This window comes from Sporosarcina sp. FSL K6-6792 (genome assembly GCF_038004885.1).
GTDB lineage: Bacteria > Bacillota > Bacilli > Bacillales_A > Planococcaceae > Sporosarcina > Sporosarcina psychrophila.
Genome location: NZ_JBBOSA010000001.1, coordinates 4,403,535 through 4,424,270, shown reverse-complemented (window position 1 = coordinate 4,424,270; position 20,736 = coordinate 4,403,535). Strand labels below are relative to the sequence as shown.

Sequence of the window (20,736 nt, the reverse complement as noted above, 5' to 3'; positions counted from 1 at the left end):
TGTGTTGTCAATTAGTTATCGTTTCAAGTTGACGAGTTCTTGTAGAATTTCATCGGATGTTGTAATTATGCGTGTGTTTGCTTGGAAACCACGTTGTGCGACAATCATTTCAGTGAATTCTTCAGCTAGGTCGACGTTGGACATTTCTAGGAAGCCGGATTCGATTGCACCTGTACCACCATCTAGTGGAACAGCCACTACCGGCTCCCCCGAGTTAACAGATTCTTCAAAGTAGTTCCCACCTACTTTCGTTAACCCTCCTGGATTCGGAAACTTAGCCAACTCGATTTTATCAAGTACTTCGAGCACCCCATCTGCATCCACGTAAGAAACTGTTCCATCTTGTCCAATTGACATACTTTGCGCATCAGTTGGAATTTGAAAATGTCCCCCTCCTTCTCCTACTAGAAATTTCCCATCACCACTCACTATGTTTCCTGTGTTATCCATATAAAAGTTTCCAGCTCTAGTATAAACTCTTCCAGTTCCATCCTCATCTTCAACTTGAAAGAAACCATCTCCAGAAATTGCAAGATCCAATGTATTTCCAGTAAATTGTGTTGATCCACCTGTATGAATCGTATCAATTGCAGCAATTTGCGAGCCAAGCCCCACTTGTTTTGGGTTTACCCCACCGCGTATCTCTCCTGGCCCTGAAGCTCCCGCCACTGTCTGTGAAATCAAATCTTTAAAAATTGTACGGCCTTTTTTAAACCCGTAAGTATTAACGTTTGCGATATTGTTACCAATTACATCTAGTTTTGTTTGAAAGTTTCGTAGACCTGAAATCCCTGAATACATTGAACGTAACATTTATATTTTTCCCCTTTCGATTTTAAAAAGTGTAACCGCATCTATCAGTCAGCGGTTATTGGCATCCATAAAGGTCCTGCCGAATTTTAACTAAGCACAATTGTGCCATCGATGTTCGTGAATAATTGATCTTTCGCTTCCATGCGATCCATCGCTGTAATGACTGTCGAGTTTTTTGCACTTACGATGAGTGCAGCTTGGTCCATCAAAACAAGCGATTCTTTGATTCCCTTCAACTTTGCCTCGTTCACCTTCGCCGTGACATGTGCCCACTCAGCATCCGATATCTGGATGTTTCGTTCTACCAAACGCTCTGATGCATGTTTGCTTATTTTAAGTTCAGCAGGCTGCACCGCTTTGTTCAGATGTTCGAGAAACGATTGCTTTGGGCTTGGTGTTGATGGCAGTGCCTGTCCTTGATGAATAAGCGGCTGCAATGGAATACGATGGAGGTTTAGTTTATCCATACATTCGCTCCGCTCTTTGTTATTTGCTTATCGATGTAAAGTTTTTACCGTCAATGCGGGTACCGTCTTCTAATATATATTGTAGTTTTCCATCTTTATTAGATACCGAAGCGACTGTACCTGTCTTCTCTTCTTCACCGTCCAGATAGCCGACTTTCTTGCCGATTAGCATGCTCGCTTCAACAAGGCTATTCGTTCCGCCCGAACCAGACATCACTTCTGAAATATTAGCAGGTGTCAATTCTTTGCCATCGTCCAAAATGAATTTCACAGAACCATTGTCATACTTCACAGACACGATACGATTGACCCCTTCAGTGATGATAGGTTTGCCATCTTCACCTACAACCGACTGACCTTTATCATCAAGTTTTAGTTCATGCCAACGGACTTCTTTGCCGGCAAAACTATTGTACTGAATAAGTTGTGATTGACCTTGTGCTTCCGCGAACTTTTCAAATGACTTCGATAAGTTCATTGTCTGTTCAAGTGCAGAGAACTGCGCCATTTGAGCGATAAATTCATTATCTTTCATCGGGTTTGTCGGGTCTTGGTTTTGCAATTGGGTGATAAGTAATTTCATGAAATCGTCTTTCCCCATAACTCCATCGCCAGTTTTACGCTCATCTCGCTGCTTGTTAATTAAATAATCTGTTCCTGTAATCGGTTTTTGTCCTGCAATCGTCATTCGTTATACCCCCAAATCAATCATGTATTCTTGGAATGTCATTTCTTCTTCATCATTTTGTTCCTGTTGCTGGTCTGTCTCTTGCCCTTCTTTTCTGAAGTGCTGATTAAACGCTTGGTCACGATCATTTTTCGCTGTATCTTGCAATGTTTGCGAAACGTCGATTCGTTCTACTTGCAGATTTTGTTGAAGGAATGCACTTCTAAGCTGGTGCAACTGACTGTCTAGCATCTCTTTACCGAGTGCAGTGGATGCAAGAATTCTTGCTGTCATGATGCCGTTGACTTGAAGCAATTCAATTCGTACTTGTCCAAGATGTTCAGGATACAGTTTGATAAGCAAGCGGTTCGTCCCGTTAGTTTGACCGAAATTCGAACGTTTGAAAATCGTTTGCATTTCCTTGATCAACGCCTCATTTCGTGCGTTAGTTCGATTTTCTACTTCAGTAAGCGTAAGTTCACCTTTTGCAGTTACAACTGTACCTAAAGCACTACTGACGGCTAGTTGTGAGGTTTCCTTGCTATTCGATGCGCTAACCGGTGATTCAGGACCGTTTTTCGCAGTACCTTCATCTGTTGAAGGTACTTTGGTAGTAACTGCAGTCGTAACCGTAGTAGGTAAAACTTGTTGCTGTGTATCCTTGTTATCTTTTTTCATTGTTCCATCGTCTGTCATCGTTTGCCCTGTTTCTACTTGAATTGTAAATCGTACGCTATTTTTCGACTCCATCAATTGTACCATGACATTCTTCGCAGAACCGCTAGAATTAAGTACTTTTTCGCAATGTTCCCCCGCTGTAGCTAGATAACTTTGCAGCGAGAAAACTTGCTGTTCTTGTTTCATAAGCAAATCGATTTTCGGAGCGGTAAGTTCTGCCGTTTTAAGCAACGTCAGCAATTCAACTGCCTGTTGTTTCGGTATATCGCCTTTTCCTTCAAGCGCATCCGTTAATTGCTTGAAAAACTGAGGAGCTACTTTATCAATGGCGTTCAAAACCGTCCAAAAGTCATTCGTATTAGCTACTGCTGACAGTTCCTCTTCGTCAAGATCTGCTTGTTCTAATAGTTGAAGCAAGCTTTCAATCAGTTGTTTCGGTTCAAGATTGAGTAGACTTACAAGCTCTTCTAGATTCCCTAGATTGGAAATTGAATCCAGTTTACTTTCGCCATCTGTTAGGTTTTTAATAGCAATCCCAAGCTCTTCAATAGAAGTTGCATTAAAAATTGCCATTATCGATTCATCGGTTATCCCGTCGACAGTCAGTTCCTGTACAGGGGCAACAGCTAATGGGACATTTCCAGCGATACTGCTGAAAACCGATCCAAATGAATTTGTTGCTGGCTGACCTGACTGAACTTTATTCGACGAATTTTGCACATTCACTCCAGCGATTCCTTGTAATGATGCGATGTTCACTTATTCACCTCCCTTCAAAAGCAGCTTTATAAAGCCCCATTTACTTGGTCATCATTGTCGTATATTTCGCTGCATCTTCAGGTGTCATTTTTTCAAAAATAGCAGCAAGTGTATCTGATTTCAAATTCGTCAAGATGCGCATCGCCTCCGCGTCACTCATTTTAGTAATGACCGGTGCCGATGATTTTGCAGACATTTGCTCAAACGTTGTTACTATTTCATTAAAATCTCGTTTGGAGTCATCTTTATTGCGCACCAACACAGCAATCTCATCAAGGAGTTTCTCTTGTTCAATCAGCAATTTTTCATTCTCATTAGCTGACTTATCGAGATCTTGCTGAACCTTGAACAGTTGGGCTTCTTTCTCTTGAATTTCCGCCTGCATCGTCACGACTCGTTCTTCAAGGACGAGATCACCCATAACGGGATCTTCTTCTTTCTTTTCTGTGATGAATGGTAATTTACCAGACAACTCTTTCGCCTTGTCGAATACATTGACATCTGCAAATTTCGCAATGATTAGAACGAGTGCCGTTGTGAATAACAGTGGAATAAGTACCCAAAGTAAAAGTTTTTGGAAGGTGCCGCTTTTCCCCTCTTGTTCTACGTTAGTTATTTGTTCTGTTTGTTTAGCCTTTTTCACCACATTATCACCTATTTTCTCTTCTGCGGAACTTCAGCGTCGACAATTCATCGAGCTGAATCGCTTCTAGCTGTTCCATTTCAGCGCGATGATGTTCACGATCTTTTTCTTTCATTTTTTCGAATTTTCTAACTTCCAACGTTTTTTCCAAAAGTTTATTCTCATACCAATTCATTTTTGAGCGAGCCTGCATGACTTGTTGTTGTACCACTGTAATTCTTTTCTCTAAGCTGCTAATGAACCGAGCATAATAATGAATTTCATTAACCGAAAAACCGACCGCCATCTTGACCTGTTGTTCGGTGAGCGTATCTTCTTTCTTTTTCAGCAAGTCATACAGTTTAGTCGCAACTGTTTCGAATGCCTCAACTGATCCTTTAAATTCCACTTCAGTTTCGGTTTTTTCTTGCTCACGAAAAGTTAGCACCTTTTCAAAGCGATAATTATAAGGCTTCATACGTTCCCGCCTCCAGCACCGAGTGATACGAGCTCAGCAATACTGTCCTCGATTGAAATGTTATCTTTGAAACCTTGTTTTAAAAAATTTGTAATAAGTGGTTCAAACTCAATTGCTTGATCAATTTCTTTAGATGTCCCGCGTTTATAGGCTCCGATATTAATCAGATCTTCGGATTTATTGTAGGTGTAATAAAGTTCGCGCAATCTTTCTGCTGCTTTTACGTGCTCTGGATCCGCAATATGATTCATGAGCCGGCTAACGCTTTTCAATACGTTGATTGCAGGATATTGTCCTTTGTTCGCAAGTGTCCGATCGAGTACAATGTGTCCGTCCAGGATTCCCCTAACTGCATCAGCAATTGGCTCATTCATATCATCGCCATCTACAAGTACTGTATAGAATGCCGTAATAGATCCATTCTCATTGGTGCCCGTACGTTCCAGTAATTTTGGCAAGATAGCAAAGACAGAAGGGGTATAACCGCGCGTAGCAGGGGGTTCTCCGACAGCCAGTCCTATTTCCCGCTGTGCCATCGCTACCCGTGTTACTGAGTCCATCATAAGCATGACGTTCATGCCCTTATCTCTGTAATACTCAGCAATTGCTGTTGCGGTAAACGCTCCTTTAATACGCATAAGCGCAGGTTGGTCCGATGTTGTAGCAACAACAATCGACCTGCTCATGCCTTCAGGTCCGAGATCACGTTCGATGAATTCACGGACTTCACGGCCACGCTCACCTATCAGTGCTATGACATTCAAATCGGCTGTCGTATTGCGAGCAATCATACCAAGCAAAGTACTTTTTCCAACACCAGATCCCGCGAAAATTCCGACTCGCTGACCTTTTCCGACTGTCAACATGCCATCAATCGCCTTGACACCCACCGCAAGCTTTTCGCTGATCGGTGGACGGGTAAGGGCATTAGGAGGGTCTTGTTCTGTTCTAACAGTTGTCAACCCTCTCGGAAGGATGCTGTTATCGATTGGGTTCCCCATCGAATCAAGCACTTTTCCTACTAAATTCATACCTACTTTGATTTCAAGCGGTTTCCCCAAACTTTCAACAAGGCACCCGCTAGATATATCACGGATATTTGTATAAGGCATCAGAATGACGATTTCTTCCTTAAATCCTACAACTTCTGCTTTAATAATCGAGTCGGACTTGCCTGTATTATTTAAATGGATATGGCAGACATCACCGATTGAACTTTCAGGTCCTTGTGACTCAATCATCAAACCAACAACGCGGACAACACGTCCAAGCTTTTTAAAAGTCTTTACATTTGGAATGACCGCAATTAAGTCCTCTGCTTTTTTCATCGTCAATCACCACTTTCCATGATACCGATGAGTTTCTCCCTTAGTTCATTCAACTGTTCGTCAATGCTGACAACAATCCGCCCATGATTTGTTTCGATATAGCACTCGTTTGATTCAAAATCATCATTTGCAAAAATAAGGAATGGCACATTCGGCGGGAAAATCGATGCAAGTTCAGAACGATTATCGGATACAAGTTCGAAATAATCGAGAGAAACATACAATTTAATCTCTTTCATTTCACGTGTTTCTTTTAAGGCTCTTTTAACAACTGATAAATAAACTTCCTTATCATCTTGAAGTACTTGTCCAATAATCCGCTCTGTAGAAAGCATTGCAAGATCGAGAATGATGCGCTCCTGGCTTACAAGATATTGACGCGCATTTTCAGTGGATAACTCCGTCGTTTCATTTGCAGTACTAATAGAAGCTGCCATATCCGATAATGACTTATTATGCCCCTCTTCGTAGCCGACTTGAAACCCTTCATCATATGCTTGTTGCTGAAGTACTGTTTTTTCATTCTGCCAGGCTGCTTGCATCGATAAGATATCTTCAGTGGCAGTTTGTCTCAGTCGTTCGATTGCCTCTTTTTCCTGCTCATTTATCGTATTGGCCTCTTTCAACATGCGGTCCCGTTCAATAAGTATGGAATCTAAGGACAAACTCACTTCCGCGTCGACTTCTTGCGAAACATAAAGGCTTCGAATGGAGATTTCTTTCGTTTCTCCATCCTCCAATATCGTATTGAATGAACGAAATACGTTAGACAATGATGTCATCTCCTCCACCACGAGCGATTATGATTTCACCCGATTCTTCCAATCTACGAATCGTGCTCACAATACGAGATTGGGCCTCTTCGACATCTTTCAATCGTACAGGTCCCATGACTTCCATCTCTTCTTGGAACGATTCCGCCATCCGCTGAGACATATTCCTGAACAAGACTTCTTTCACTTCTTCACTAGAAACTTTCAGTGAAAGGATTAAATCTTCATTTTCACAGTCGCGAATAATACGCTGAATTGAACGGTTGTCCAATGTAACAATATCCTCAAAGACAAACATACGTTTCCGAATTTCTTCTGCGAGTTCCGGATCTTGAATTTCAAGTGCATCAAGAATCGTTTTCTCTGTTGTTCTGTCAACTCCATTAAGCACTTCGACGACTGCATCCACGCCACCCGTTTCCGTGTGATCCTGCGTTACTGTTGAAGATAGTTTCCGCTCAAGTACCGCTTCGATTTCACTGATGACCTCTGGTGAAGTCGAGTCCATCGTCGCAATTCTTCTCGCGATATCTGCCTGCATCTCTTGCGGCAATGCCGATAAAATCAGTCCAGCCTGTTCTGCCTCTAAGTAAGACAAGATAAGCGCAATTGTTTGCGGATGTTCGTTTTGAATGAAATTCAGAATTTGTGATGGATCTGCACGTCTTGCAAAATCGAAAGGTCGCACTTGTAAGGAAGATGTTAAGCGATTGATAATTGCTTGCGCATGATCTTTACCAAGCGCTTTTTCAAGTACCGTTTTCGCGTAGCCAATACCGCCTTGCGAGATATAATCCTGAGCAAGTGCAATGTTATGAAACTCTTCGATAATTTCTTCTTTCACGGATGCCTCAACTTTTTTGACACCTGAAATTTCAAGCGTTAGGCGTTCAATTTCGTCTTCATTCAAATGCTTATAAATTGCTGCTGATACTTCCGGACCGAGGGAAATGAGCAGAAGTGCTGCTTTTTGTTTTCCTGTCATCCCTTTTTCTTTCTTAACCACAGTTCATCCCTCCGTCATTCCTCGGCTATCCATGTACGCAATAGTTTGGCAAATTCTTCTGGTTTGTCTTTTGCCATCTTCTCGAGTTGTTTCCTCCGGACAGTTCCTTCTGTTTCAAGTTCATTATTAATATCATCTACATCAAATGTTGCAAGTTGTTCTTCCATAATCAGTTCTTCTTCTAGCTCTTCCGCTTTTCGACGATTCCTAATGAACATAAACACAAGAATACCGATAATAAGAAGAAGTACACCGCCAATTACGTAAATCCACCACGGAATTGTAGACGTCGGCGCAGAGAAGTCATCCACTTTACCATTAAAAGGCTGTACAGAGACGGCGATTTTGTCATTCAGTTCCGCCACCGTTAAAGCTCCAGCTGCCTCTTTGTCAATAGATGTACGAATGATTGTCTCAAGTATGCGCTGGACATCATCTTGCATTCCCGGTGGCATTGATGTTGGATCGTCTGCAGTTGGTGGTTCAACCATTACCTGGATTCCGATATCACGAATCTTATAAGGGCTTTCAACAATTTCTTTACGAATACGGTTCACTTCATTGTTAACCGTTTCTTCGATTTTTTCATAATCACCGTTTGAAAATGTCCCTTCCACGTAGCCAGTCCCATTATCTGTAGGGTCCTCTCCTGCAGGAGTCCCGCCCGCGACTGGGCCATTTCCTGTAAACGATTCAGTAAGACGCTGTACACTAAGTGCAATTCCTTCCATACTCTCTTCGTCGACAGGTAATACAAGATTCTCTTCTCTGTTTTCAAGTTGGAAGTCAATATCTGTTGTGACTGAGACAACAATTTTATCTTGCCCCATCATTGTTCCAAGCATCATCTGTACTTGGCGTTGCAAATCACGTTCGATTGTTTTTTTGAGGGTCATTTGATCCGTAATGCTAGGTCCATATGCATTATCGGTAGCCTTCAAGTCAAAGTACTCGGAGTACTGGTTCATGATGACAATATCATCGGTCGACAGATTCGGTATACTTTTCGATATTAGATTATAAAGTGCAGTAATCTGTGGTTCTGTGAACTGGTGTCCCGCATCGGTTTTCAACATAATCGACGCACTTGCCTGTTGCGTACTCTCATTCAAGAAAACACTCTCTGTCGGCAATGTGACCATTACTTTCGCATCTTTCACGCCTTCGATTCCTTTAATCAGGTTCGCAAGTTCAGTTTGCATAGAAGCAAGCTTAATCATATTGAACTCATTGTCAGTCGTTCCAAATCCTGCATTTTCTGCAAAGAACGAGTAATCAATCATTCCTGAATTCGGAAAACCTTCTGCCGCAAGGGACACTAGTAATGAGTCTACGCTGTCCCTCGGCACTAAGATCGATGTGCCACCTGGCGCAACCTTGCTTTTAACCCCTTGAGCATCAAGCTGTTCTTTAATGCGTCCGATTTCAGCGCGAGATACCTCCGAATAGAGCGGCACATATTCCGTTCTAGATAGAAAGAATGTTAAGAAAGCAGCGATTAAAATAATGGCGATTGTAGATCCAATATAAGTACCTTTTTGTTTTTTTGTACGACTCGACCAAAGCGTTTGTAAATCCGCCCTGATTTTCGTCACTCTTTCATTCATTGTAATCCCCCGGTCAGCTTACGTAATTCAATAATGGACAACTTATATGTCGCGTAAAATCAAACAGGCATCCGGATGATTTCTTGATACGCTTCAATTACTTTATTTCGAACTTCCATCGTTGCATTTAACGCAATCGACGCCTTTTGTGCTGTAATCATGACATCATGAAGTTCGACATCTCCGCCACGCACTAATTTTTCCGTCATCATATCGGATTCTGATTGTTTATTATTAACTTCTTGAATCGCATCTTTTAAAAAGGTTCCGAAACTTTGTTGCGCTTCATATGGGGTTGGAGTTGGTTTCATTTGATTTTCCATATTAAGCACACCTGCTGATTGCACAGGATTAAAAATAGACTGTATAGCCATTAAGGTAACATCCTTCCAGTATCATTATTTGCCGATTTCAAGAGCTTTCATAAGCATTGATTTATTAGCATTAATCACAGTTACATTTGCTTCGTAAGAACGTGTAGCGGACATCAGGTCGATCATTTCTCGCAACGGATCAACATTTGGCATTGAAACATATCCTTCATCATTCGCATCTGGATGAGAAGGATCAAAGACAAGTTTAAATGGCGTTTCGGTATCTTCTTTAATCCTAGAAACCGTAACGCCATTTCCTGCTGAACCTTTTATTTGTTTACCCATCGAAGCATTTAACATCGATGAAAATTGCCCTTCTCGTGGTTGGAATGTAACCGATTTACGGCGATAGGGTTGCCATTCACCGTCAACCATCTTCCCGCGCGTTGTATCGACGTTAGCCATATTAGATGAAATAACATCCATCCGCATACGTTGCGCAGTCAATGCAGATGCGGATGTATTCAAGCTATGGAATATCGTCAATGTCAGCGACCTCCTTTAATAACATTTTGTAGCGTATTGAACTTTCCGTTAATACGATCGACAACTGCGTTATAGTAAATTTGATTGGCCGCAAGATCTGCCTGTTCCTTATCCATATCCACGCCATTTCCATCTTGGCGATAACGTAGATTCGAGTAATTAAAAACACCGGGATGCGTCGTACTAGACTTAAAATTGATATGCCTCTGGTCTGTTTTATAAGCTTCTAACGAATTCGCTTGCACATCTGAAAAAACTTCTTTAAAACTGACATTTTTCGCTTTATAATTTGGCGTGTCGATATTTGCTATATTCTGTGAAATTGTTTTCCCTTTTGTTGCAGAATAATCTAACCCGCGCTCCAATTGTGTTATCGTCGATCCAAACAAATTCATTGTTTCCACCTCTTGTTCCCTCTATTGGTGAATCAAAATAGTATTCATTTTACATTACTAATCTAGTACTCTTTTCACATACTTCTATTGTAGCGGATTTTGTTGATTCTTGTCTATATTAGAAGAGTAATATCTATTAGTCCAAAACAACCTTTTTTCGAGTAGTTTAATTATATAACTAAGATATTTAGTTCCAAAGTCACCATTTTTCCATTACTTCTATATATCCCCTCTTGTTGTCAGTTAATTCCTTTCATTCCTTTTATTCCGGTTTAAATTTATAATAAAAAAGGCACTTCTTCCTGAATTCAGAAGAAGTGCCTTTTTACCTAATACATACTTATGATTTTTGTTTTTCAAGTTCTTCAAGGAATTTATTATTAAGGACCTTGATATATGTCCCTTTCATTCCTAGGGAACGAGATTCGATAACGCCAGCACTTTCTAGTTTACGAAGTGCATTTACGATTACAGAACGTGTAATACCTACACGGTCTGCAATTTTAGATGCGACTAGTAGACCTTCATTACCATCAAGCTCATGGAAAATGTGCTCAATCGCTTCGTGTTCACTATAAGAAAGGGAATTGATAGCCATTTGAACAACTGCTTTACTACGTGCTTCGATTTCAATTTTCTCTGATTTCTCACGTAAAATTTCCATCCCGACAACAGTCGCACCGTATTCCGCAAGGATCAAATCATCATCTTGGAAATCTTCTTTAAGTCTAGCCAAGATTAGTGTACCAAGACGTTCACCGCCACCAACGATTGGAACAATTGTTGTTAAGCCGTCTTTGAAGAGTTCACGATTTTCAACTGGAAAGACTGTGTGTGAACTGTATACATCCAGATTTGAAGATGTTTCTCTTACTTCAAACAAACGATTTGTATATTCCTCAGGGAATTTACGATCAACGAACATTTGCTTCATGCGTTCGTTTTCGATTTGGTGGTGTATTTCTAAACCAAGTAATTTCCCTTTTCTGCTTACGATAAATGCATTACAGTCGATAACAGAACTAAGCTTCTCAGCCATTTCCTTAAAGTTTACAGGTTTTCCTGCCGATTCTTGTAGCATTGCGTTAATTTCACGTGTTTTTGATAATAAATTCATTTGTTTTTTTCCTCCTCATAATAGTTGCTTAGCGTTTAGTGAATATTCTAAAGGTTTTTAATCATTAAATAAACTAAAACGTTTCAATTAAAGTATAAAATGTGATAAATCTTTATTTTTCGCGATATCTTTCAGCTTTTCATCGACATACGCGGGTGTTATTTTAATCGTTGCCGGTCCGATATCAGCCGCTTCATACGATAGTTCTTCGAGTAATTTCTCCAAGATAGTATGTAGACGCCTTGCACCGATATTCTCCGTATCATCATTCACTTCAAATGCAATTTCAGCAAGTCGGCTAATTGCTTCGTCAGTAAAATCCAAAACAACATTTTCCGTATTGAGCAATTTTTCATATTGACGGATAAGAGAAAAATCAGGCTCTTTTAAAATACGTTCAAAGTCATTCTTCGTCAGCTTTTCAAGTTCGACCCGAATTGGAAAGCGTCCTTGCAGTTCCGGAATAATATCGGAGGGTTTTGACATATGGAACGCCCCTGCCGCAATAAACAAAATGAAATCGGTCTTTACTGTACCGTACTTAGTCGAAACAGTCGAGCCTTCAACGATTGGTAATATATCCCGCTGAACGCCTTCCCGTGAAACATCTGCTGACGAACCACTTCCACCCCGACTAGCAATTTTGTCCATTTCATCAATGAAGATGATACCTGACTGCTCTGTAAGCTCGATTGCTCGTCTTGAGATTTCATCATGATCAATCAGCTTGTCAGCCTCTTCCGCTTCAAGTGCGATGCGGGCATCCTTTACTTTCATTTTGCGCTTGACTGTCTTTTTCGGCATAAGAGAAGAAAATGCGTCTTGCATATTCGCACCCATCTGTTCCATACCCGACCCTTGTAAAGCGTCAAACATAGATGGCTGCTGTGCAGTAACTTCTACAGTGACCATTTGTTCTTCAAGTTCCCCCACTTTGAGGCTCGTCGCAATCTCAGAGCGTTTACGCTTCACTTCGGCTACTTCTGCATAATCAGGTTCTTCCTGCTCTGCTTTTTGGCCAAACAACATTTCAAACGGGTTTTGCATACCGCCCATTTTCTTTTTTTCAGGAACAAGTAATTCGATTAGTCGTTCTTCTGCAAGAATAACCGCATGCCCTTTCACAGCTTCACGCTGCTCTTCCCGAACAATTCGAACGCCCGCTTCTGTTAAATCTCTTATCATCGACTCGACATCACGGCCTACATAACCTACTTCTGTAAACTTCGTCGCTTCTACTTTAAGGAATGGAGCATTTACTAGCTTAGCGATTCTTCTCGCGATTTCAGTTTTCCCGACACCTGTCGGGCCAATCATAAGTATGTTTTTCGGTATGATTTCACTTTTCTCGTCATCAGAAAGCAGACTTCTTCTGTACCTGTTACGAATGGCTACAGCCACTGCACGCTTGGCTTTGTCTTGACCGATAATATATCTATCGAGATGTGCAGTCAATTCCTTGGGTGTCAGCTCTTGTCTCTTTATCATTCGAGTACCTCCACAATAATATGATCATTTGTGAAAACGCATATTTCTGCAGCCGTCTCTAGTGCCGCTTGGGCAATTTCTGCTGCAGTGAGCGAATGCCCACTGTACTTTTTCAAAGCCCGGCCAGCCGCAAGTGCGTAATGGCCACCTGAACCGATTGCCAAAACACCATCATCCGGTTCAATTACTTCTCCTGTTCCTGACACGAGTAACAAACGCTCGTTATCCATTACAAGGAGCATCGCCTCAAGTTTCCGTAGAATCCGGTCACCACGCCATTCTTTCGCAAGTTCAACAGAAGCCCTTTGAAGGTTGCCATTGTACTCTGTCAGTTTGGCTTCGAACAATTCGAATAGCGTAAAAGCGTCCGCTACCGATCCCGCAAAACCTGCCAGTACTTTACCACCAAAAATTCGGCGGACTTTTTTTGCCGTATGTTTCATGACGACTGCATTTCCTACCGTCACTTGCCCATCGCCTGACATGGCACAAGACCCTTCATGGCGAATGGCAAAGATTGTCGTTGCATGGAATTCCATCAGATCATCCTCCTATGCTCGCGGATGCGTATTCATATATGTTTTCCTTAAATGCTCTTTTGTTATATGTGTATACACTTGCGTTGAAGATAAGTGACTGTGTCCAAGTAGCTCCTGAACGGTTCTCATGTCGGCGCCTCCCGCCAAAAGGTGGGTGGCAAAAGAGTGGCGAATCATATGTGGATAGATTTTAGAGTGAAGTGATGCGCGTTCCATCATCATGCTTAAGATATGGCGCACACCTCGATCAGTCAGTGGGTCTCCCCGCAAATTGACGAACAGCATGTCGTGCTCTTTCTGCTTCATCAAATTCAGTCTACTTTTCTCACGATAAGCATCCAGTGCAGATTGCGCAAAACTACCGAATGGTACATATCGTTCCTTACGTCCTTTTCCCATTACCAAAACAATGCCAAGGTGATCATCGATATCATGCGTTTTGACAGCAGTCAGCTCGCTGACCCGCATGCCGGTTGCGTAGAGTAATTCAAGGAGTGCATAATCACGCAAAGACTTTCTATCTTCCCCCTCACAGGATGAAAATAAGGACTCCATTTCCTCTTCATAAAAAAAAGCCGGAAGTCTTTCTTCCTTCTTCGGGTGATGGAGAGAACGAAATGCGCTATCACTAATGTCATACCTGTCATTTGAAAATTTAAAAAAGGAACGGATAGAAGATATTTTTCTAGAAATCGATGCTCTCGATAAACCCAAGTCATACAGTTCAGTAGCATAAAGTCTTGCTTCAGGGTAAGTCACATCGTTCAAATCTGTAATTCCTTCGACTTCCAGGAACGTCAGAAATGCATCAACATCTTTTTCATACTCTGATACTGTGTGATATGAATAGTTCTTTTCTAAGCGTACGTACGAAATGTATTCATCACGGATGATAGAAGGTTGTACTGTCATACACTTCATCCTCCCTGAATAAAAAGCCTTTAAGTTATTAAAGTATTTCGAGTCATTTGAATAATAACACATTATTTACGAAACGTCATAGTAAAGCGAGTTGACTAATAGCCGAAAGAAAGCGACTAATCCAGAAATTCAAAAGTCATCCACGATTCACTATACAATACATGTTGATCCTACGGCAACTATCAATAGCCAAGAAGTCTGACCTCTTTCAATTTGTTCATGTTCCTGACACAATTTGTTCATATACAGAGAAAAAGCACTGTAATCTAGACGTCAATTCTCTTATTCGCAACTTATCCAGCGTACTAGATTTTATAATTTCCAATATAAATTGAAATGAATAATTCCTTGTAAGGCACCTTCGCTTAGTTTATATAGGTATTCATGGCCAACGTAATTTAGACAATTAAAAGGAGAAGGCTTGGAATACATCCCTAGCCTTCTCCTTTTAATATCAAATTATTCAAGATAGTGATACTAACTGAAACTCACTAATCGCTTTAAGTGCACGTTCTGCATGCTTCTCAGCACGTTCCAATTTGGTCCTAACGCGTTTACCAAGTTCCGGGAAAAGACCAAAATTGATATTCATGGGCTGAAAGTTCTGCGGATTGGCTTCAGTGACATATCGCGCCATGCTCCCGAGTGCTGTTTCGTGCGGGAAAAGGATTAATTCTTTACCAAGTGCCAGATTGGCGGCGTTAATGCCGGCTATTAAGCCCGAACCTGCCGATTCAACATACCCTTCTACACCAGTCATCTGTCCTGCGAAAAATACATTGGGGTTTGCCTTTAACTGATAAGTCGCATCGAGCACACGTGGTGAGTTAATAAATGTGTTACGATGCATGACACCATAGCGGACGATTTCAACGTTTTCAAGACCCGGGATAAGCCTGATTACTTCCTTTTGCGCGCCCCATTTCATATGCGTTTGAAACCCTACGATGTTGAATAGAGTACCAGCAGCATCATCTTGACGAAGCTGAATGACTGCTTTTGCAAGTTTTCCTGTTACCGGATGTTCAAGTCCAACTGGTTTAAGTGCGCCGAATAACAAAGTCTGTGCTCCGCGCTGGGCAACCACTTCCACCGGCATACATCCTTCGAAGTAGATTTCTTTTTCGAACTCTTTAAGGGGTACAATTTCTGCCGCCACAAGCGCATTATAGAATCGTTCAAATTCTTCCTCATTCATTGGGCAGTTTAAATAGGCTGCTTCGCCTTTATCATAACGAGATTTTAAATAGACTTTGTCCATATCGATGGAGTCTTTTTCTATAATTGGTGCTGCAGCATCATAGAAATATAAATATTCCTCGCCTGTCAGTTTACGAATTTGTTCAGCAAGTGCCGGTGATGTCAGCGGACCCGTCGCAATAATCGTAATGCCTTCCGGTAGTTCCGTCACTTCTTCATTTATAATTTCGATAAGTGGATGGTTTCGAATCGTGTCGGTAACACGGCCAGCGAACTCGTGGCGGTCGACTGCCAATGCCCCTCCAGCAGGAACCGCACAAGCGTCAGCTGCTCGAATAATGAGTGAGTCGAGCATCCTCATTTCTTCTTTGATAATTCCAACTGCATTCGTCAAATTGTTCGCGCGCAACGAGTTACTGCACACGAGCTCAGCAAATTTGTCTGTATGGTGCGCAGGCGTCTGTTTTACCGGTCGCATTTCATATAAACGTACGTTCACTCCACGGCTAGCAATTTGCCATGCAGCCTCACTCCCAGCGAGGCCTGCACCTATCACATTTACGATGGGTGTCATCCCGTCACCTTCTCTCTAATGTTCTTGTTGTCTTGGCTTCAGCGCCTAGGGGCTAGGGTCATAAGCCAGCCCAGCTATGCGGCAAAGTACGCCGCGTCGCCCTCCGCTTTTCTTTTTTACTGCGTATCTTCTTTATAGTCACATTCTGTACATTGAATCTGTACACCTTTTTTCAGTTTCTTTTCAACTAGCGTGCTTTCGCATTTCGGACATGGTCTTGTAATTGGCTTATCCCATGAAACGTATTCACATTCCGGATATCTGTCACAGCCATAAAATATACGTTTTGTCTTACTTTTCCGTTCGACGACTTGTCCTTCTTTACATGTCGGACAAGTCACACCGATTGGTTTGATAATAGCTTTCGTATTGCGGCAATCCGGAAAATCGGAACAAGCCATGAACTTGCCGTATCGACCCAATTTATAGACCATAGGAGAACCGCATTTCTCACAGTCTTCGCCAGCTGGTTCATCTTTGATTTCTATTTTTTCCATCTCTGCATCTGCGATTTGCACATGCTTCTCAAAATCGCCATAGAAGTTATCAATAACCTTCTTCCATTTAATCAGACCATGCTCCACATTATCAAGTTCTTTTTCCATTTGAGCTGTAAACTCAAGGTCGATAATATTAGGGAAGTATTGATCTACGGCCTGGTGAACAATACCGCCAAGTTCTGTCGGAAGGAATCTTTTCGCATCGAGGACGACATAGCCTCGTTTTTGGATTGTGTCGAGCGTCGGTGCGTACGTTGATGGACGACCTATCCCCTGCTCCTCAAGCGTCTTGACCAATCTCGCTTCCGAAAACCTCGGTGGCGGCTGGGTAAAGTGCTGTTTGGGATCGATTTCACTAAACTTCACTTGTTCGCCTTCTTCAAGCGGCGGGAGGATACGGTCTTTCTCCTCTTCTTTATCATCATCACCTTCAACATACACTTTCATGAACCCTTGGAATTTAACTTGCGAACCATTCGCCCTGAAGCGAACATCACCATTCACAAGATCGACCGCAACCGTATCGAGTACCGCTGGCGCCATTTGACTGGCGACGAGTCGTTCCCATATGAGTTTATAAAGCCGTAGTTGATCCCGTGACAATACTGTTTTCATAGCTGCAGGTGGTCGCATAACAGATGTCGGGCGTACTGCCTCGTGTGCGTCCTGCGTTTTTGCGGTATTGCTTTTAGCTGCTGGCTTTGATGTCGCTACAAATTCTTGCCCATACATTGTTTCGATGAATGATCTTGCTTCCTCTTTTGCGCTATCGGCAATTCGAGTCGAGTCAGTTCTCATGTACGTAATTAGACCAACTTGACCTTCTTTACCAAGGTTGATCCCTTCATAAAGCTGTTGGGCAAGCATCATTGTTTTTTTCGCTCGGAAGTTTAGCTTTCGTGCCGCTTCCTGTTGCAAAGATGAAGTGGTGAACGGCAATGCTGGATTTCGTTTGCGTTCTTTTTTAACCACATTCGCAATATCGAATGTATCTCCGCTTAACCGGCTTAAGATTTCATCGACCTGTTGTTTGTCTGTAAGTTTTACTTTTTTCTTCGAATCGCCAAAGAAATCCGCTTCGAATATTGTATCGTCTTTTTCGAATTGACCGGAGATGCTCCAGTATTCTTCAGGAACGAATGCATTGATTTCATTTTCTCTGTCGATAATCATGCGAAGTGCAACGGATTGAACCCGGCCAGCGGATAACCCTTTTTTCACTTTTTTCCAAAGTATAGGGCTGATGTTGTAGCCTACAAGTCGATCTAAAATGCGGCGGGCTTGTTGAGCATCGACACGATCCATATCGATTGGACGTGGATTCTTAAATGATTCTTTAATTGCTTCTTTTGTTATTTCATTGAAAACAACTCGACAATCTGATTCGATATCTACGCCAAGCTGGTTTGCCAAATGCCACGCAATCGCTTCCCCTTCTCTGTCGGGGTCAGCTGCGAGAAAGATTTTTTTAGCTTTTTTCGCTTCTTTTTTCAAATCTTGAAGAATCGGGCCTTTGCCGCGAATCGTAATGTATTTCGGTTCGAAATCATTTTCGGTATCTACGCCCATCTGACTTCGTGGAAGATCACGTAAATGCCCGAGTGATGCACGCACTTTATATTTTTTTCCGAGATAGCGTTCAATCGTTTTTGCCTTTGCGGGCGATTCCACAATTACTAGGTAGTCTGCCATTAAGTGTATGCCTCCTTAAAGAGGTTTTGTATTTATTCATCAAAAGAGGTAGTTCAAAAAGTCCGGACTTGCACAGGACATGCTGACTTCTGTGTTACCGCAGGACGCGGAGTCTTTAACAGAAGTTCATTAATAGCTGTCGAAGGGCCGCTCGAAGCGGATCACGCGGCTGTTGCCACAGGACGTGGCGATCTTAGGCTGCGTTATTGTCAGCTTGCTCTTCCGCTCCTCACATATAAACAACATACGCTGCGGTGCTCGAAGGCTACGCTTCCAATTACTCCTCGGCTTTTTTGTCCTTCCTTTTGAACTTTAACCCAAAAGAATATCTGTTGCAAAATGTATACCAGTTTTAAGATTAAAGCAACCTTTTCAATGAAAAAGAGTTTTATTCATCCATTGAAAACGAGTGATTCGACGATTTGGAACCCGTTCCATACCGGTCTTGCACCTTCATCTATCAACCTATTTGGACCAGCTGATAACAGTGATGTGACTGGCCCGGGAACTGCATAGATATCTTTCCCGTGATCAAGTGCATGTTCGACCGTACTCATCGTTCCACTTTTATCTGCCGATTCGGTGACAACGACCGCATCTGACAACCCGCTTATGATACGATTACGCATCGGAAAAGTCCAACGTTCCGGGTTTACATATGGTGGGTATTCTGTAATTAGAAGATGATTTAGTGCTATTCTTTCGGCGAGTGCACGATTCTCTTTCGGGTAAAGATGGAAAAATCCATGCCCAAGTACTGCAATTGTTTTACCGCCGTATTTAAGTGCTGCTATATGTGCCATCGTGTCGGCTCCCGTTGCTAATCCCGATACGATAATAGCTCCATTTTCTACAAGTGGAGGTACAATAAGCGACATCACTTCTTGTGAATAAACAGTTGCTTTCCGGGCTCCAATAATAGCCACTTTAAATTGTTTCGCGAGTAATGTGTGGTCCCCTTTTGCATAGAGAACTGCCGGAGGATCAATAAGTACATGTAACTGGTCAGGATATAAGGGATTGGTGAACGGGATTGGGGTGATTGCATTCCGCTCATATAACGCTTCGTAGGGGGTGTCTGCGTTACGGCCTAGACTGTCTTTCAATTGACTCGCTTTTGACACAGAGATGTTTAGGATATGAGCAAGTTCAACCGCCTTGTAAACATATAACTTTTCGAGATTGGGGTCTATCTCGTAAAGTCTGTTTAATCTGTTCAAAGGCACCGGAAATACATAGTGGAGCGCTAGTAATCGCCTTTCGGCATCTGACAGTACCATCGGATCCCTCCTTTTAAAGTAAAAAAAAGATGCAGCGCATAAACTAGCACGCTGCATCTTTCATATTAATGTGTTTTACACTTTTCGTATAGACCTTTTTCTTTAATTACTTTAATTAATGTTTCGCCGATAACAGATGGCGTGTCCGCAACTTCAACGCCTGCAGCGTTAAGTGCTTTGATTTTCTCAGCAGCTGTTCCTTTACCGCCGGAAATGATGGCACCAGCATGGCCCATACGTTTTCCTTCTGGAGCTGTTTGACCACCGATAAAGCCAACAACAGGCTTCGTCATGTTCGCTTGAATCCACGCAGCTGCTTCTTCTTCACCAGTTCCACCGATTTCACCGATCATAACTACTGCATATGTCTCAGGATCTTCGTTGAATTCTTTTAGTACATCGATGAAGTTTGTTCCATTAACTGGGTCTCCGCCGATACCAACAGAAGTTGACTGTCCGATTCCAGCGTTCGTCAATTGAAGAACTGCTTCATACGTCAGTGTACCTGAACGTGAAACAACGCCTACATGGCCTTTTGTATTAATGTAGCCAGGCATGATGCCGATTTTACATTCGTCTGCCGTGATAACACCCGGACAGTTTGGACCGACAAGACGTGTTTTCTTGCCTTCCATGTAACGCTTAACTTTGACCATATCAAGTACTGGGATATGTTCTGTAATACAGATTGTCATGTCAAGTTCTGCTTCTACTGCTTCAAGGATTGCATCTGCAGCAAATGGAGCTGGAACATAAATAACTGATACGTTTGCGCCTGTTGCTTTTACAGCTTCTTCAACTGTGTTGAAAACAGGAACACCCGCCGCTTCAGTTCCACCTTTACCAGGTGTAACTCCGCCAACAATTTTCGTTCCGTACTCTAGCATTTGTTCTGTATGGAAAAGTGCTGTAGCACCTGTAATTCCTTGTACGATAACTTTTGTATCTTTGTTAATAAAAATACTCATCGTT

The 20,736-nt window shown here is 42.1% G+C and carries 21 protein-coding genes; all 21 read right to left on the bottom strand.

All coding sequences use genetic code 11. From position 1 onward, the window contains the following. Positions 1 to 15: 15 nt before the first annotated feature. Positions 16 to 813: a flagellar basal body rod protein FlgG gene (flgG, locus tag MKZ26_RS21200; protein WP_340767451.1), complete on the bottom strand. Its 798-nt coding sequence runs from the start codon at positions 811 to 813 to the stop codon at positions 16 to 18. Positions 814 to 899: 86 nt separating this feature from the next. Next, complete coding sequence (locus MKZ26_RS21195; RefSeq protein WP_340767450.1) at positions 900 to 1,280, bottom strand: TIGR02530 family flagellar biosynthesis protein; 381 nt, start codon at positions 1,278 to 1,280, stop codon at positions 900 to 902. Positions 1,281 to 1,299: 19 nt separating this feature from the next. Then, complete coding sequence (gene flgD, locus MKZ26_RS21190) at positions 1,300 to 1,968, bottom strand: flagellar hook assembly protein FlgD (RefSeq protein ID WP_340767449.1); 669 nt, start codon at positions 1,966 to 1,968, stop codon at positions 1,300 to 1,302. Between the two features lie 3 nt (positions 1,969 to 1,971). Then, complete coding sequence (locus tag MKZ26_RS21185) at positions 1,972 to 3,384, bottom strand: flagellar hook-length control protein FliK (RefSeq protein WP_340767448.1); 1,413 nt, start codon at positions 3,382 to 3,384, stop codon at positions 1,972 to 1,974. A 40-nt stretch (positions 3,385 to 3,424) separates the two neighbouring features. Next, positions 3,425 to 4,027, bottom strand: coding sequence for a MotE family protein (locus tag MKZ26_RS21180; protein WP_340767447.1), 603 nt, complete (start codon positions 4,025 to 4,027; stop codon positions 3,425 to 3,427). A gap of 7 nt (positions 4,028 to 4,034) precedes the next feature. Next, complete coding sequence (gene fliJ / locus MKZ26_RS21175; protein ID WP_187045402.1) at positions 4,035 to 4,484, bottom strand: flagellar export protein FliJ; 450 nt, start codon at positions 4,482 to 4,484, stop codon at positions 4,035 to 4,037. Beyond that, complete coding sequence (gene fliI / locus MKZ26_RS21170; protein ID WP_340767446.1) at positions 4,481 to 5,812, bottom strand: flagellar protein export ATPase FliI; 1,332 nt, start codon at positions 5,810 to 5,812, stop codon at positions 4,481 to 4,483. Before fliI ends, fliJ begins: the two co-directional genes overlap by 4 nt. A 2-nt stretch (positions 5,813 to 5,814) precedes the next feature. Beyond that, positions 5,815 to 6,585 (bottom strand): flagellar assembly protein FliH, encoded by a 771-nt coding sequence (gene fliH / locus MKZ26_RS21165; RefSeq protein WP_340767445.1) that lies wholly within the window; start codon positions 6,583 to 6,585, stop codon positions 5,815 to 5,817. Next, positions 6,578 to 7,591, bottom strand: a complete 1,014-nt coding sequence (fliG, locus tag MKZ26_RS21160) for a flagellar motor switch protein FliG (RefSeq protein WP_340767444.1) — start codon at positions 7,589 to 7,591, stop codon at positions 6,578 to 6,580. The genes fliH and fliG overlap by 8 nt, the downstream gene beginning before the upstream one ends. Before the next feature lie 14 nt (positions 7,592 to 7,605). After that, positions 7,606 to 9,198, bottom strand: coding sequence for a flagellar basal-body MS-ring/collar protein FliF (gene fliF, locus MKZ26_RS21155; protein ID WP_340767443.1), 1,593 nt, complete (start codon positions 9,196 to 9,198; stop codon positions 7,606 to 7,608). Between the two features lie 59 nt (positions 9,199 to 9,257). Then, positions 9,258 to 9,572: a flagellar hook-basal body complex protein FliE gene (fliE, locus tag MKZ26_RS21150; RefSeq protein ID WP_187045407.1), complete on the bottom strand. Its 315-nt coding sequence runs from the start codon at positions 9,570 to 9,572 to the stop codon at positions 9,258 to 9,260. Between the two features lie 24 nt (positions 9,573 to 9,596). After that, the gene (flgC, locus tag MKZ26_RS21145) at positions 9,597 to 10,058 is read right to left on the bottom strand and encodes a flagellar basal body rod protein FlgC (RefSeq protein WP_187045408.1); all 462 of its coding nucleotides are present in this window, start codon (positions 10,056 to 10,058) and stop codon (positions 9,597 to 9,599) included. A gap of 2 nt (positions 10,059 to 10,060) precedes the next feature. Continuing rightward, positions 10,061 to 10,453, bottom strand: a complete 393-nt coding sequence (gene flgB / locus MKZ26_RS21140) for a flagellar basal body rod protein FlgB (protein ID WP_340740414.1) — start codon at positions 10,451 to 10,453, stop codon at positions 10,061 to 10,063. Between the two features lie 340 nt (positions 10,454 to 10,793). Continuing rightward, on the bottom strand, positions 10,794 to 11,570 hold the full coding sequence (gene codY / locus MKZ26_RS21135; protein WP_067211258.1) for a GTP-sensing pleiotropic transcriptional regulator CodY: 777 nt from the start codon (positions 11,568 to 11,570) through the stop codon (positions 10,794 to 10,796). Positions 11,571 to 11,657: 87 nt separating this feature from the next. After that, positions 11,658 to 13,055: an ATP-dependent protease ATPase subunit HslU gene (gene hslU, locus MKZ26_RS21130; RefSeq protein WP_340767709.1), complete on the bottom strand. Its 1,398-nt coding sequence runs from the start codon at positions 13,053 to 13,055 to the stop codon at positions 11,658 to 11,660. After that, a complete protein-coding gene (gene hslV, locus MKZ26_RS21125; protein WP_156476072.1) occupies positions 13,055 to 13,600 on the bottom strand; it encodes an ATP-dependent protease subunit HslV in 546 nt (181 codons plus the stop codon). The genes hslU and hslV overlap by 1 nt, the downstream gene beginning before the upstream one ends. A gap of 9 nt (positions 13,601 to 13,609) precedes the next feature. Further along, positions 13,610 to 14,509: a tyrosine recombinase XerC gene (gene xerC / locus MKZ26_RS21120; protein ID WP_340767442.1), complete on the bottom strand. Its 900-nt coding sequence runs from the start codon at positions 14,507 to 14,509 to the stop codon at positions 13,610 to 13,612. 472 nt (positions 14,510 to 14,981) lie between these two features. After that, complete coding sequence (trmFO, locus tag MKZ26_RS21115; RefSeq protein WP_340767441.1) at positions 14,982 to 16,292, bottom strand: FADH(2)-oxidizing methylenetetrahydrofolate--tRNA-(uracil(54)-C(5))-methyltransferase TrmFO; 1,311 nt, start codon at positions 16,290 to 16,292, stop codon at positions 14,982 to 14,984. Positions 16,293 to 16,408: 116 nt separating this feature from the next. Beyond that, positions 16,409 to 18,484, bottom strand: coding sequence for a type I DNA topoisomerase (gene topA, locus MKZ26_RS21110; protein WP_340767440.1), 2,076 nt, complete (start codon positions 18,482 to 18,484; stop codon positions 16,409 to 16,411). Positions 18,485 to 18,876: 392 nt separating this feature from the next. Continuing rightward, positions 18,877 to 19,764 carry a DNA-processing protein DprA gene (gene dprA, locus MKZ26_RS21105; RefSeq protein WP_340767439.1) on the bottom strand — a complete coding sequence of 296 codons (888 nt, stop codon included), beginning with the start codon at positions 19,762 to 19,764 and terminating at the stop codon, positions 18,877 to 18,879. 65 nt (positions 19,765 to 19,829) lie between these two features. Continuing rightward, a complete protein-coding gene (sucD, locus tag MKZ26_RS21100; RefSeq protein WP_067211276.1) occupies positions 19,830 to 20,732 on the bottom strand; it encodes a succinate--CoA ligase subunit alpha in 903 nt (300 codons plus the stop codon). Between the last annotated feature and the right edge of the window lie 4 nt (positions 20,733 to 20,736).